The organism is Streptomyces broussonetiae (genome assembly GCF_009796285.1).
GTDB classification, from domain to species: Bacteria; Actinomycetota; Actinomycetes; order Streptomycetales; family Streptomycetaceae; genus Streptomyces; species Streptomyces broussonetiae.
Window position 1 is genome coordinate 2,893,786 of record NZ_CP047020.1, and the last position, 14,375, is coordinate 2,908,160.

A 14,375-nucleotide genomic window follows, 5' to 3' on the forward strand; every position below is an offset into this window, starting at 1 on the left:
GCGGTCGGATCGCCTGCGGTGCGCGGTTCCACGCGCCCCTGAAACCCCCCGCACCCGGCACCAGCGTCTCAACTCGCGTAAACAGGGCGGGGCCCCCGGACCTGAGTCCAGGGGCCCCGCCCTGTTGAACGCTGCCGACGCCTAAGGCGTACTACTCACCGTGCCCGGTGCTCAGTTGTCGTCCTCGTCGATCAGGAACCCGCGCATCGGCGAGGGAGCCTGGCCCATCGGGGACGGACCCTGCGGACGGACCGGGGCCATGGGCTGGGTCATGGCCGGGGTCATCTGCTGCTGACCGCCGTAGGACGGGGCGGACGGAGCGGGGTTGCCGCCCATCGTCTGGTTGCCGCCGTAGGACGGGGCGCTCGCGCCGGCCGGAGCCATGGAGGGCGCCGGGGACGGCGGCAGGGACGCGGTGGCCGGGGTGCGCGGCGGGGCCAGGGAGTCGTCGGCCTGGGTCTCCAGCTGGCGCAGCTGGGACTCGAGGTACGACTTCAGGCGCGTGCGGTACTCGCGCTCGAAGCCGCGCAGGTCCTCGACCTTGCGCTCCAGCGTGGCGCGGGCGGACTCCAGGGAGCCCATCGCGACGCGGTGCTTCTCCTGCGCGTCCCGCTCCAGGGCGTCGGCCTTGGCACGGGCGTCACGCTCCAGACCCTCGGCGCGGCTGCGGGCCTCACCGACGATCTTGTTGGCCTCGGAGCGGGCCTCGGCGATCGCCTGGTCGGCGGTCTGCTGGGCCAGCGAGAGGACTCGGGCGGCGCTGTCGCCACCGGGGCCCTGACCGGGGCCGCCCATCGGACCGCCCATGGGGCCGCCCATCGGACCACCCATCTGCTGCTGCATGGGCGGCTGACCGCCCATCGGACCCTGACCCATCGGACCCTGACCCATCGGACCCTGGCCCATCGGACCCTGGCCCATCGGGCCGGGACCCTGCGGGCCGCCCTGACCGCCGGGACCGGCGGGCAGCTGCGGGGCACCGCTCGGCAGCTGGGGCGGGCCACCCATGGGGCCACCCATCTGCTGCTGCGGCGGGCCCGATATGCCGGCGGGCACCGGCGCGCCGGGCCCTCGCATCCCCTGCTGAGGCATGCCCTGCTGCTGCGGGTGCTGCTGGGGATGCTGCTGCTGGTCCTGCTCCGGCGGGCCCTTGCGCATGTTCTGCTGGTTCTGCGCGGCCGCACGGGTCGCCGCGGCCAGCTTGGCGCGCAGGTCCTCGTTCTCGCGGAGCAGACGGGTCAGTTCGGCTTCGACCTCGTCGAGGAAGGCATCGACCTCGTCCTCGTCATAGCCTTCTCGGAGGCGGACGGTCGTGAACTGCTTGTTCCGCACGTCCTCGGGGGTCAACGGCATCTCTTCACCTCAACGTAGTCATCGGCAGTCGGCAAGACCGTATCGTCCACCCTCATTACACGAAGCTCCCCGTGATGGAGATGAGGATGTAAACGATGATCATCAGTACGAAGAAGGACAGGTCGAGCGCCACGCCCCCGAGACGCAGCGGCGGAATGAACCGCCGCAGAAGCTTCAGCGGTGGATCGGTGACAGTGTAGGTGGCCTCCAGTACGACCACCATCGCCTTGCCGGGTTGCCACGAGCGGGCGAACTGGAACACATAATCCATGACGAGCCGGAAAATGAGCACGGCGAGGAACGCCAATAGCGCGATGTGGACCACCTGTGCGAACACGCTCATGGCCTGCGCTTCCCTCTCCCCTGTTCCGTGCTCTTCCGAACGTCGATCCGGTTGTGCGTCTCAGCTCTGGTTGAAGAACCCGCCCTCTGCGATGCGGGCCTTGTCCTCCGCCGTGACATCGACGTTAGCAGGAGACAACAGGAACACCTTCTGCGTCACCCGCTCGATGCTGCCGTGAAGACCAAACACCAAACCAGCCGCAAAGTCGACAAGTCGCTTCGCGTCTGTGTCGTCCATCTCAGTCAGATTCATGATCACAGGGGTGCCTTCACGGAAGTGTTCCCCGATGGTACGGGCCTCGTTGTAGGTCCGCGGGTGAAGCGTGGTGATCCGGTAAGGCTCTCGCTCGGACACAACCTTGGGCATGATCACCGGTGCGTTCTTCTCGAGGGGCTGACGTTCTTGTGTGATGGATGCCACGGGCGCGATGCGCGCCGGACGTCCGGATTCCGCGGCGAGCGAAGTCGAACGGGCCACCGGCTCGCGCTGCGCGGGCGGTTGGACGATTCGCACCTCTTCGTCCCTTTGGGACTGATGTGCGCCGTGCGACTGGTGTGACGGTTCATGCCGTCGGTGGTCCCGCTCGGGCTCCGGGTCCAACTCGGGCTCGAAGTCGTCGTCGGGGTCGAATCCGCGGCCGTCGTACCCATCGTCCTCCACGAGGCCGAGGTAGACCGCCATCTTGCGCATCGCGCCGGCCATTCTCTGAGTCCTCCGCTCTGTGGTGGATCGACTGACGACTGCCAAGTGCCCGCGATCCACGTGGTCGTTGTGCCCACCTTCGCGGGCATTGACCATATTTTCTGCTGTGGTCCGACTTCCTGGCGACGTTACCCGAGCCTGGGGCGGACTCCGAGTACCGCGGTGCCGACGCGCACATGTGTCGCCCCGGCGGCCACGGCCTGTTCGAGGTCCGCACTCATCCCTGCCGACACCATGGTTGCAGTCGGACGGGTTCGGCGCAGGTCGGTCGACAAATCCATGAGCCGCCCGAACGCCGCCCGTTCGCGCCCCGCGTACTCCCCGGTGAGCGGGGCGACGGCCATCAGCCCGTCGAGCCGCAGCCCCGGTGCCGCGCCGACGAGATCGGCCAACTCTTCGATTCCACCCGGGGCCACGCCTCCGCGCTCACCCCGGCCGCTCTCCCCCGCATCCAGCGCGACCTGGATCAGGCAGCCCACCTCGCGCTCCGCCCGCACCGCCTCGTTGGACAGCGCGGTGACGAGCCGGGCACGGTCGACGGACTGCACGACATCGGCATAACCGACCACGGAACGGACCTTGTTGGTCTGCAGCTGGCCGACAAAATGCCATGTAAGCGGCAGATCCGAGCATGCTGCGGCCTTCGGTGCCGCGTCCTGGTCGCGGTTCTCCGCGACGTGGCGCACACCGAGTTCCGACAGGATCCGCACATCGCTCGCCGGGTAGGTCTTGGTGACCACGATGAGGGTCACCTCCTCCCGCCCGCGTCCGGCCGCGGTGCACGCGTCGGCGATGCGCTCCTCCACTTTCGCCAGGTTTGCGGCGAGTTCGGTCTTACGGTCCGTCATGCCCCATCAGTCCAGCCAGACATAGCCGGCGAGCCGCCCGGTGGTGCGGTCGCGGCGGTACGAGAAGTGGTCCTCCGACTCCAGCGTGCACACCGGCGATTGCGCCCGGTCGCACACCCCGAGCCGGTCGAGCTGCGCGTGCACGCCCGCGCTCACGTCGACCGCGGGTGTGCCCCAGCTCGTCTCGGCGTGCGCCGCCGGCTCGAGGGCGCCCACCTCGGCGCGCATCGCCTCCGGCACCTCGTAGCACCGGCCGCACACGGCGGGTCCGGTGCGGACGACGATCCGGCCGGGCTCGGCGCCGAGTTCGGCCATGGCCCGTACGGCGGCCGGGACGACCCCCTTGACCATGCCGGGGCGGCCCGCGTGGGCCGCGGCCACGACTCCGGCGACGGGGTCGGCCAGCAGCACCGGCACACAGTCGGCGGTGAGGACGGCGAGGGCAAGTCCGCGGCGGCCGGTGACGATCGCGTCGACCTCCGGCACGGGACGCTCGCCCCACGGTCCGTCCACGACGGCCACATCGGCGCCGTGCACCTGGTTCATCCAGACGACCCGGTCCGCGTCGAGGCCGAGCGTCTTGGCGGCGGAGTCGCGGTTGGCCCGTACGGCCTCGGGGGCGTCACCGACCGCGCCGCCGAGGTTCAGCTCCTCATACGGAGCGGCGCTCACCCCGCCCCACCGGTCGGTGAAGGCGAAGTGCGCGCCGCTCACGCTCTCGCGCTGTCCTATCACTTCAGGAAGTCCGGCACGTCCAGCTCCTCGGCGGCGCTGTCCGCGTAGCTACGCGGCGCCGGCGGGATCGGCGGAACGGTCGGGAGGTCGGCCACCGGCTCGGGCGCCGGCTCCGGCTCCTCCTTCGGCGTCACGCTGCCGAGCGAGCCGAAGGTCGGCCGGCTGGGCTCGGACAGCCGTACCGAAGAGGGCTCGTCGCGGCGGGCGGACGTCGACCCCGAGGCCGAGCCGATGACGGTGTCCCGGCGCGCCGGCGGCTGGCCGCCGTCGAAGCCGGCCGCGATCACGGTGACCCGGACCTCGTCGCCGAGGGCGTCGTCGATGACCGCACCGAAGATGATGTTGGCCTCGGGGTGGGCGGCCTCGCTGACCAGTTGGGCAGCCTCGTTGATCTCGAACAGCCCGAGGTCGGAGCCGCCGGAGATGGAGAGCAGGACGCCACGGGCGCCGTCGATGGACGCCTCGAGCAGCGGCGAGGAGATCGCCATCTCGGCCGCGGCCACCGCGCGGTCGTCGCCGCGGGCCGAGCCGATGCCCATGAGGGCCGAACCGGCCTCGGACATGACCGACTTGACGTCGGCGAAGTCGAGGTTGATCAGACCGGGGGTGGTGATGAGGTCGGTGATGCCCTGGACGCCGGAGAGCAAGACCTGGTCGGCGGACTTGAAGGCGTCCAGGACCGAGACCTGGCGGTCCGAGATGGACAGCAGCCGGTCGTTGGGGATGACGATGAGGGTGTCGACCTCTTCACGCAGTTCGGCGATGCCGTCCTCGGCCTGGTTCGCGCGGCGCCGGCCCTCGAAGGTGAACGGGCGGGTGACCACACCGATGGTGAGGGCGCCGAGCGAGCGCGCGATGTTGGCCACGACGGGCGCGCCGCCGGTGCCGGTGCCGCCGCCTTCACCGGCCGTCACGAAGACCATGTCGGCCCCCTTGAGGACCTCTTCGATCTCCTCGCGGTGGTCCTCGGCAGCCTTGCGGCCGACGGCCGGGTTGGCTCCGGCGCCGAGTCCGCGGGTGAGTTCACGGCCGACGTCCAGCTTGACGTCGGCGTCGCTCATCAACAGCGCCTGTGCGTCGGTGTTGATGGCGATGAACTCGACGCCCTTGAGACCGACCTCGATCATCCGGTTGATGGCATTGACACCACCGCCGCCGACACCGATGACCTTGATGACTGCGAGGTAGTTCTGCGGTGCTGCCACGTCGAAGGCCTCTCGCCTCGAATTAACGTTGCCGTCGCCGTGCGGTGCCCCGCGCCGGGACGGCAGATGCCGAATGGGACGGTTCGTAGCGCCGACCCGAACCCTAACCCTGAAGTTTAGGGTTACCAGTGTGCCTGTTCCTTGAAGTCTTCTGAACAGGACACTAAGTCGACAAGTGGCGCCCGTTCAACGAACACGCCGAACCTCCCGTTTTTCTTTTCACCCTATGTGATCAGCCGTAGCAGTGCCCAACCAGGGTGCTGGCCTGCGCTGATGTGCGTCAACTCCCCGATGACGCAGGGGCGGTGGGAACAGTGACATCGAAGTGCCGTGCGCCCGGAGCTGCTTTCATGAGAGCGGTGAGCGCCCGCGCCTTGGCGCGGCCGCTCTCGCTGCTGCCCCAAGCCACCGTGCGACGGTCGCCCAACTCCAGCGAGATGTCGTCATAGGAACGGACTTGGACGGTCCGAGTGTCCCTGGCGACCGCGTCCGGCAGGTCGCCGGCGACCCGGACCGCCTCGCGCACCAGCCGGTCGGCGCCGAAGCGCCTCAGGCTCGCGGCCGCGGAACCCGCGCGGGAAAGGGACAATTCCAGAGCGGGAACGCCTTTTGGCGCCTGCGAAACCGTGGCGAACCGGACACCCTCGTCATCGACTTCGACGAACTTCCCGCCGCTTTTCAGGAGCAGGACCGGAGTGCGCTCGGTCACTTTCAGGCCGATTCCATGAGGCCAGGAACGAACCACGTCAACCGCGCCAATTCGGGGCAATTCACGACGAAGTCGGGCTTCGATACCGTCGGTGTCGACGGAGACCATCGGCGCCCCGACCGGTACGGCGGCCACATCGCGCACCGCGGCGGGGGTCAGCACGCGCGTGCCGGACACCGAGACGTGCTCGACGCGCAGCCAGGAAGAGCCGTACAACACCCAAGTGGCACCGGCCCCGAGGAGTACGGCGGCCACGGCCAGGATGACGATCGTACGAAGGTGCGGTCTTCTGAACCGCCGGGCGGACGGCGGGCCGGACGACTCCTGCTGGCGTTCCCCGCGCTCGGCGGTCGTCGGTCCGGCCACGCTCACTGCCCTTTCGTCATACGGTCCTAACGGCGCGAGGCGATCGCCTCGTACACCATGCCGACGAGCAGCTCGTCGGCGTCCCGGCGGCCGAACTCGCTTGCCGCGCGGGACATCTCGTACAGACGGTGCGGATCCGCGAGCACGGGCAGGAGGTTCTGCTGTACCCACTCGGGCGTCAGTTCCGCGTCGTCGACGAGGAGTCCGCCACCGGCCTTCACCACCGGCTGGGCGTTGAGCCGCTGTTCGCCGTTGCCGATGGGCAGCGGGACGTAGGCGGCCGGGAGTCCGACGGCGGAGAGTTCGGCGACGGTCATCGCGCCCGCTCGGCAGAGCATCATGTCGGCCGCGGCGTACGCGAGGTCCATCCGGTCCAGGTAACTTACCGGGATGTAGGGGGGCATCCCCGGCATCTGGTGCACCTGCGGCAGTTCGTTCTTCGGGCCGACCGCGTGCAGGATCTGGATACCGGCCTGCTGGAGCCACGGAGCGACCTGCTGGACGACCTCGTTGAGGCGCCGGGCGCCCTGCGAGCCGCCGGAGACCAGCAGCGTGGGCAGGTTCGGATCGAGGCCGAAGCGGTAGCGGGCCTCCGGGCGGGCGGCGGCCCGGTCCAGGGTGGCGATGGAGCGGCGCAGCGGGATGCCGATGTAGCGCGCGTCACGCAGCTTGCTGTCCGGTGTGGAGACGGCGACCCGGGCCGCGTACCGCGAGCCGATCTTGTTGGCCAGACCGGGGCGGGCGTTGGCCTCGTGGATCACGATGGGCACGCCGAGCCGCTTGGCGGCCAGGTAGCCGGGCAGGGCGACATATCCACCGAAGCCGACCACGGCGTCCGCCTTGGTGCGCTCCAGGATCTGCTCGGCGGCCTTGATGGTGCCGCGCAGCCGGCCCGGGACGGTGATCAGCTCGGGCGTGGGCCTGCGGGGCAGCGGCACGGCCGGGATCAGCGCCAGCTCGTAGCCGCGCTCCGGGACGAGCTTGGTCTCCAGGCCGCGTTCCGTGCCCAGGGCCGTGATCCCCACGGTGGGGTCCTGCCTGCGCAGGGCGTCCGCGAGGGCGAGCGCGGGCTCGATGTGGCCGGCGGTCCCCCCACCGGCGAGTACGACATGCACCGAAATTCACCGCTCTCCGGACGAGCGCGCCACCGGGGCACGCCGTCGCATCGTGTTCCATCTCCGAGGCCCCCGCTCGGCACCGGAGCCTCCTGCCCGCTTTCTACCAAAGCGAGGTTGCCGCATGGCAAGCGCCGCCCGCGCAGCGGGCTCGTCGCGTGCGAAAGCGATCAGCAGCCCGATGGCGAACATGGTCGGCAGCAGGGCGGAACCTCCGTAGGAGAACAGCGGGAGGGGGACACCGGCGATCGGCAGCAGGCCGAGCACCGCACCCATGTTGATCACCGCCTGAGCGGTGATCCATGTCGTCACGCCTCCCGCGGCATACCTCACGAAGGGGTCCTCCGTGCGTCCGGCCACGCGGATACCCGCATAGCCTAGAGCCGCGAACAGGGCGAGCACCGACAGTGTCCCGGCAAGACCCAGTTCCTCACCGGTGACGGCGAAGATGAAGTCGGTGTGGGCTTCAGGCAGTTGCCCCCATTTTTCCACACTCGCGCCGAGTCCGGAGCCGAAGAGTCCGCCGGAGGCGAGGGCGTAGATGCCGTGGGCGCCCTGCCAGCACATGTCACCCGGGCCGGGGTCGGTGGCCGCGATGCAGTTGAGGCGGGCCAGCCGGTGCGGGCTGGTCTCGATGGCGATGGTGCCGAGGACCACGGCGACGCCCAGCACCCCGGAGAACAACCGGGTCGGCGCGCCCGCGAGCCACAGCAGCCCGAACAGGATCGCCGTCAGGATGATCGTCGTCCCCATGTCGCCGCCGAGCATGATCAGCCCGAGCAGCAGGAAGGCGACCGGCACCAGCGGCACCAGCATGTGCTTCCACTGGGTCAGCAGCTTCTTCTCCTGCTTGCGGGCGATCAGGTCGGCGCCCCACAGCACCAGGGCGAGCTTGCCGAACTCGCTGGGCTGGATCTGGAAGGAGCCGCCGAGGGAGATCCAGTTCTGGTTGCCGTTGACCGCCATCCCTATCCCGGGCACCTGTACCAGGACCATCAGGAAGACGGCACCCGCCAGGATCGGGTAGGCCAGCGCCCGGTGCAGCTTCACCGGCATGCGGGAGGCCATGAACAGCAGGACACCGCCGATCACGGCGGCCAGCAGCTGCTTGCGGAAGAAGTACGACCCCGGCAGGGACATCTGCAGCGCGGTGATCTGGGAGGCCGAGTAGACCATCACCAGGCCCAGCACGGTGATCAGCACACTGCCGCCGAGGATCAGGTAGTAGGCGGTCAGCGGCCGGTCCCAGGCTTTGCGCGTGCGCGTGTAGAGCCGTTGGAAGGGGCTCTCACGCAGTGGCCGGGGGACCGCGGGGCGGCGGGACGCCCGCTGCACGGGCGGCCGACCGGTACGGCTACCGGACATCGGCGCCTCCACTGAACGTCGACCGTCCCACGCGTCCCTCCCAAGATCCGCCCGGCGGGCGGCCGGGGTCAGGCTCCGAGTTCGCGGACCGCTGCCGCGAACGCGTCACCGCGCTGGTTGTAGTTGGTGAACATGTCCATGGAGGCGCAGGCCGGGGCGAGCAGCACCGTGTCGCCGGCGACCGCCAGCCGCTTCGCCTCCGTCACCGCCTGGAGCATCGCCCCAGTGTCGGTCCGGTCGAGGTCGACCACGGGTACTTCCGGGGCGTGTCGCACGAGGGCGTCACGGATCAGTCCCCGGTCGGCACCGATGAGGACCACCGCGCGAAGTCGCTTTGCCGACCTGGCGACCAGTTCGTCGAAGGTCGCGCCCTTCGCCAGACCGCCCGCAATCCATACGATCGACTCATATGCCGCCAACGAGGCTTCGGCGGCATGCGTGTTGGTCGCCTTGGAGTCGTCCACGTACCCGACCCCGTCGAGGTCGGCGACGTGCTCGATACGGTGGGCGTCGGGGCGGAACGCCCGCAGTCCGTCGCGGACGGCCGAGGCGGGCACCCCGAAGGCGCGCGCGAGAGCCGCCGCGGCAAGGGCGTTGGCGATGTTGTGCGGGGCCGGCGGACGGACGTCGGTGACCTCTGCCAGCTCCTGCGCGTTCTTCTGCCGGTTCTCGACGAAGGCGCGGTCGACCAGGATGCCCTCCACGACACCGAGTTGGGAGGGCGCGGGGGTGCCGAGGGTGAACCCGACGGCCCGGCAGCCCTCCTCGACGTCGGCCTCGCGGACCAGGTCCTCGGTGGCCTTGTCCTCGACGTTGTAGACGCAGGCGACCTGATTGCCCTCGAAGATACGGCCTTTGTCGCGTGCGTACGCCTCCATGGAACCGTGCCAGTCGAGGTGGTCGGGCGCGAGGTTCAGCACAGTGGCGGAATGGGCGCGCAGCGAGGGCGACCAGTGGAGCTGGTAGCTGGACAGCTCCACGGCAAGGACGTCGTACTGCTCCTCGCCGAGGACGACGTCCAGCAGGGAGACGCCGATGTTGCCGACGGCGGCCGTGCGCAGGCCCGCCGCGGTGAGGATCGAGGCGAGCATCCGCACGGTGGTCGTCTTGCCGTTGGTGCCCGTGACGGCCAGCCAGGGCGCCGCGTCCGGGCCGCGCAGACGCCAGGCCAGCTCGACGTCGCCCCACACGGGCACGCCCGCCCGCTGCGCCGCCAGGAACAGCGGCTTGTCCGGCTTCCAGCCGGGCGTGGTGACGATCAGCTCGGTGCCCTCCGGCAAGGTCGCCCCGTCACCGAGGCGCACGGTGATGCCGAGCGCCTCCAGTACGGCGGCCTGCTCACGCGCGCGTGCGTCGTCGCCGTCGTTGACGACCGTGACGACCGCCCCGCGCGCGTGCAGCACCTTGGCCGCCGGGACGCCGGAGACACCGAGTCCCGCGACGACGACGTGCCGGCCCTGGAAGTCGAAGGGCTCCGAGGTGGAGGTCACTTGTCCGCTGCCCATCCTGCGTAGAAGAGGCCCAGTCCGACGATGACACAGATGCCCTGAATGATCCAGAATCGGACCACCACCAGGACCTCGGACCAGCCCTTGAGTTCGAAGTGGTGCTGGAGTGGCGCCATCCGGAAGACGCGCTTCCCGGTGAGCCGGAAGGAGCCGACCTGGATGACGACCGACATGGTGATGAGGACGAACAGGCCACCCATGATGGCCACCAGCAGTTCGGTGCGGGAGAGGATGGCCAGGCCCGTCAGGACACCGCCGAGGGCGAGCGAACCGGTGTCGCCCATGAAGATCTTCGCCGGCGAGGTGTTCCACCACAGGAAGCCCAGGCAGGCACCCATCAGCGCGGAGGCGATCACCGCGAGGTCGAGAGGGTCGCGCACCTCGTAACAGGCGGCCGGGTTGGTCAGCGTCTGCGCGTTGGCGCAGGACTCCTGGAACTGCCAGACGCCGATGAAGGTGTAGGCACCGAAGACGAGCACGGAGGCACCGGTGGCCAGACCGTCCAGACCGTCGGTGAGGTTCACACCGTTCGACATCGCGAGGATCATGAACAGCGCCCAGATCACGAACAGCACCGGGCCGATCGACCAGCCGAAGTCCGTGATGAAGGACAGCTTGGTGGAGGCGGGCGTGTTGCCGCGTGCGTCGGAGAACATCAGCGACAGCACCGCGAAGGAGATGCCGACGATCAGCTGGCCGGCCATCTTCGCCTTGGCCCGCAGACCCAGCGAACGCCGCTTGACGATCTTGATGTAGTCGTCGAGGAAGCCGACCAGGCCCATGCCGAACATCAGGCCGAGCACCAGCAGGCCGGAGTAGGTGGGCGGGTAACCGGTGATGAGCTTGCTCAGGAAGTACGCGGCGATCGTCGCCAGGATGAAGGCGATACCGCCCATGGTCGGCGTACCGCGCTTGCTGGCGTGCTCGCGCGGGCCGTCGTCACGGATGTACTGGCCGTAGCCCTTGCGGGCGAGGAGCTTGATCAGCAGCGGGGTGCCGATCAGCGTCAGAAAGAGGCCAATGACTCCTGAGAACAGGATCTGCTTCATCATCGGGCGGCAACCTCGCCCTCGGCACCGGCCTCGAGCAGCGCCTGGGCAACGCTCTCGAGCCCCACCGAACGGGACGCCTTCACGAGCACGACGTCCCCCGGGCGCAACTCGCTGCGCAACAGGTCGATCGCCGCCTGTGCGTCGGACACGTGCACCGACTCCTCACCCCACGAACCCTCGTTATATGCGCCCAGTTGCAGCCAGGAGGCCTCAATCCCCCCGACCGCGACGAGCTTGCTGACGTTGAGCCGGACGGCGAGCCGTCCGACGGCGTCGTGCTCGGCGAGCGCCTCGTCCCCCAGCTCGGCCATCTTGCCGAGCACCGCCCACGTGCGGCGCCCCTTGCCCATGGCCGCGAGCGCCCTCAGGGCGGCCCGCATGGACTCGGGGTTGGCGTTGTAGGCGTCGTTGACGATGGTCACGCCGTCCGGTCGCTCGGTGACCTCCATGCGCCAGCGGGAGAGGGTGCCCGCCTCGGAGAGCGCGGTGGCGATCTCTTCCGCGGACATGCCCAGCTCATGGGCGACGGCGGCCGCGGCGAGCGCGTTCGACACGTGGTGCTCACCGTACAGGCGCATGGTCACATCGCATGCACCGGAGGGTGTGTGAAGCCTGAAGGATGGTTGTCCACTGTCCGTGAGTCGCACGTTCTCGGCGCGTACGTCCGCTTCGGCCGACTCTCCGAAAAGGACCACCTTCGCCTCGGTACGCGGGGCCATGGCCCTGACCAGCGGGTCGTCGGCGTTGAGGATCGCGACACCGCCGTCCTGCGCGGACGGCAGGCCTTCGACGATCTCGCCCTTGGCCTCGGCGATCTGCTCGCGGCCGCCGAACTCGCCGATGTGGGCGGTACCGACGTTGAGGACGAGGCCGATCTTCGGGGGCGTGAGGTCGGTGAGGTAGCGGATGTGCCCGATACCTCGGGCGCCCATCTCCAGCACGAGGAACCTGGTCTCCTCGGTGGCGGTCAGGGCGGTCAGCGGCAGCCCGATCTCGTTGTTGAGCGACTGCGGCGTGAACACCGTCGGCGCCTTGCGCTGCAGGACCTGCGCGATCAGGTCCTTGGTGCTGGTCTTGCCGGCCGAGCCGGTCAGGGCGACGAGGGTCGCGCCGAGCCGGCGTACGACGTGCCGGGCGAGGGCGCCGAGGGCGGTCTGCACGTCCTCGACCACGATCGCGGGCACGCCGACGGGGCGCGACGCCAGTAGGGCGACCGCGCCCGCCTCGATCACCTGCGGTGCGAAGTCGTGGCCGTCCACCCGCTCGCCGACGAAGGCGGCGAACAGGCTGCCCGGGACCACCTCTCGGGAGTCCCGGACGACCGGTCCCGTGACCTGGACGGACGGATCCGGTATGTCGTGTGTCTGCCCGCCGACGACTGCTGCGATCTCGGCGAGGGAGAGGGCGATCACAAGTTCATCCCCTGGGTCTTCTGGATTTTCATCCCTGGGTCTTCTGGATGGCTTCGCGGAGCACCTGGCGGTCGTCGAAGGGACGGACCACGCCGGCGATGTCCTGGCCCTGCTCATGGCCCTTGCCCGCGACCAGCACGGTGTCGCCGGGCGCGGCGCGGCCGACGGCGGCGGTGATCGCGGCGGCCCGGTCCTCGAAGAGGAGCACCTCGCCACGCTCGTGCGCGGGCACGGAGGCCGCGCCCTGGAGCATGGTCGCGAGGATCGCGAGCGGGTCCTCGGAGCGGGGGTTGTCGGAGGTCAGTACGGCCGTGTCGGAGAGCCGGGCCGCGGCGGCGCCCATCGGGGCGCGCTTGGTCTGGTCGCGGTCGCCACCGCAGCCGAGGACGACGTGCAGCCGGCCCTTGGTGACCTTGCGCAGCGCCTTGAGCACCGACTCGACCGCGTCGGTCTTGTGGGCGTAGTCCACGACCGCGAGGTAGGGCTGGCCGGCGTCCACGCGCTCCAGGCGGCCGGGGACGCCCGGTACGGCGGCGATGCCGTCGGCGGCGGTCTGCGGGTCGAGACCGGCGGCGGCGAGGGCGACGACGGCGGCGAGGGTGTTCGCCACGTTGAAGGGGCCGGCGATCGGCGACCTCGCGTGGATCCGCTCGCCGTTCGGGCCCACGACGGTGAACGTCGAGTCCATGGGCCCGACCTGGACGTCCTGGGCGCGCCAGTCGGCGTCGGGGTGGCCCTCGGCGGAGAAGGTGACGACCGGGACCGTGGCCTCCTCGGCGAGCCGGCGGCCGTACTCGTCGTCGGCGTTGATCACGCCGAGTTTGCTGCGCTGCGGCGTGAACAGCTGCGCCTTGGCCCGGAAGTAGTCCTCCATGTCGGAGTGGAACTCCATGTGTTCCGGGCTGAGGTTGGTGAACACGGCGATGTCGAAGACGCAGCCGTCGACCCGGCCGAGGACCAGGGCGTGGCTGGAGACCTCCATGGCGACCGCCTCGACCCCGCGCTCGCGCATGACGGCGAACAGGGCCTGCAGGTCGGTGGCCTCGGGGGTGGTGCGCTCGGACTTGATGCGTTCGTCGCCGATGCGCATCTCGACCGTGCCGACGAGGCCGGTGGACTTCGCGGTCCGCAGGCCGCCCTCGACCAGATAGGCCGTGGTGGTCTTGCCGGAGGTGCCGGTGATGCCGATCTGGAGCAGGTCGCGGCCCGGGCGGCCGTAGATCGTCGCCGCCAGTTCGCCCATCCGTGCGCGCGGGTCGTCGACGACCAGGACCGGCAGTCCGGTCGCGGCGGCGCGCTCGGCGCCCGTCGGGTCGGTGAGCACGGCGGCCGCGCCGAGGCCGGCGGCCTGGGTGACGAAGTCGGCGCCGTGCAGGCGGGCGCCCGGGAGGGCGGCGTACAGGTCGCCGGGGCGGACGGCGCGCGAGTCGTGGGTGATCCCCGTGACCTCGGCGGGGCTGTCCAAAGCGGCGGCACCCAGCTGATCGGCCAGTTCCGCGAGGGGTGTGGCGGAGACCTGAACCGGTCGCGGCGGTCCCGGATATGTCACGGAAGCGCCCTTCTGGGTGGTTTGGGACTGATCAGCGTGTGGCACGGCGGTGAGCGTACCGGGCGCACCCGCTCCGGGGCGAAGCGAGGGGCTGGGGGCGCTGTGGTTCCCGG

The 14,375-nt window shown here is 70.0% G+C and carries 13 protein-coding genes; all 13 read right to left on the bottom strand.

The window, feature by feature from the left end; genetic code table 11:
* Nucleotides 1–171: 171 nt before the first annotated feature.
* Nucleotides 172–1,353 carry a DivIVA domain-containing protein gene (locus GQF42_RS13365; RefSeq protein ID WP_158919853.1) on the bottom strand — a complete coding sequence of 394 codons (1,182 nt, stop codon included), beginning with the start codon at nt 1,351–1,353 and terminating at the stop codon, nt 172–174.
* Between the two features lie 55 nt (nt 1,354–1,408).
* Complete coding sequence (locus GQF42_RS13370; protein WP_158919854.1) at nt 1,409–1,696, bottom strand: YggT family protein; 288 nt, start codon at nt 1,694–1,696, stop codon at nt 1,409–1,411.
* A 60-nt stretch (nt 1,697–1,756) separates the two neighbouring features.
* Nucleotides 1,757–2,398 carry a cell division protein SepF gene (locus GQF42_RS13375; protein WP_158919855.1) on the bottom strand — a complete coding sequence of 214 codons (642 nt, stop codon included), beginning with the start codon at nt 2,396–2,398 and terminating at the stop codon, nt 1,757–1,759.
* Nucleotides 2,399–2,526: 128 nt separating this feature from the next.
* The gene (locus tag GQF42_RS13380) at nt 2,527–3,246 is read right to left on the bottom strand and encodes a YggS family pyridoxal phosphate-dependent enzyme (protein ID WP_158919856.1); all 720 of its coding nucleotides are present in this window, start codon (nt 3,244–3,246) and stop codon (nt 2,527–2,529) included.
* Nucleotides 3,247–3,252: 6 nt separating this feature from the next.
* Nucleotides 3,253–3,981 (bottom strand): peptidoglycan editing factor PgeF, encoded by a 729-nt coding sequence (gene pgeF, locus GQF42_RS13385; protein WP_158919857.1) that lies wholly within the window; start codon nt 3,979–3,981, stop codon nt 3,253–3,255.
* A complete protein-coding gene (gene ftsZ, locus GQF42_RS13390; protein WP_158919858.1) occupies nt 3,978–5,186 on the bottom strand; it encodes a cell division protein FtsZ in 1,209 nt (402 codons plus the stop codon). The genes pgeF and ftsZ overlap by 4 nt, the downstream gene beginning before the upstream one ends.
* A 280-nt stretch (nt 5,187–5,466) precedes the next feature.
* On the bottom strand, nt 5,467–6,261 hold the full coding sequence (locus GQF42_RS13395; RefSeq protein WP_158919859.1) for a cell division protein FtsQ/DivIB: 795 nt from the start codon (nt 6,259–6,261) through the stop codon (nt 5,467–5,469).
* A 26-nt stretch (nt 6,262–6,287) separates the two neighbouring features.
* Nucleotides 6,288–7,376: an undecaprenyldiphospho-muramoylpentapeptide beta-N-acetylglucosaminyltransferase gene (gene murG, locus GQF42_RS13400; protein WP_158919860.1), complete on the bottom strand. Its 1,089-nt coding sequence runs from the start codon at nt 7,374–7,376 to the stop codon at nt 6,288–6,290.
* A gap of 6 nt (nt 7,377–7,382) precedes the next feature.
* Nucleotides 7,383–8,741, bottom strand: coding sequence for a putative lipid II flippase FtsW (gene ftsW / locus GQF42_RS13405; RefSeq protein ID WP_158919861.1), 1,359 nt, complete (start codon nt 8,739–8,741; stop codon nt 7,383–7,385).
* 68 nt (nt 8,742–8,809) lie between these two features.
* A complete protein-coding gene (murD, locus tag GQF42_RS13410) occupies nt 8,810–10,246 on the bottom strand; it encodes a UDP-N-acetylmuramoyl-L-alanine--D-glutamate ligase (protein WP_199272670.1) in 1,437 nt (478 codons plus the stop codon).
* On the bottom strand, nt 10,228–11,301 hold the full coding sequence (mraY, locus tag GQF42_RS13415; protein ID WP_158919863.1) for a phospho-N-acetylmuramoyl-pentapeptide-transferase: 1,074 nt from the start codon (nt 11,299–11,301) through the stop codon (nt 10,228–10,230). The genes murD and mraY overlap by 19 nt, the downstream gene beginning before the upstream one ends.
* The gene (locus GQF42_RS13420; RefSeq protein ID WP_158919864.1) at nt 11,298–12,713 is read right to left on the bottom strand and encodes a UDP-N-acetylmuramoyl-tripeptide--D-alanyl-D-alanine ligase; all 1,416 of its coding nucleotides are present in this window, start codon (nt 12,711–12,713) and stop codon (nt 11,298–11,300) included. Before GQF42_RS13420 ends, mraY begins: the two co-directional genes overlap by 4 nt.
* A gap of 28 nt (nt 12,714–12,741) precedes the next feature.
* A complete protein-coding gene (locus GQF42_RS13425) occupies nt 12,742–14,262 on the bottom strand; it encodes a UDP-N-acetylmuramoyl-L-alanyl-D-glutamate--2,6-diaminopimelate ligase (protein ID WP_158919865.1) in 1,521 nt (506 codons plus the stop codon).
* Between the last annotated feature and the right edge of the window lie 113 nt (nt 14,263–14,375).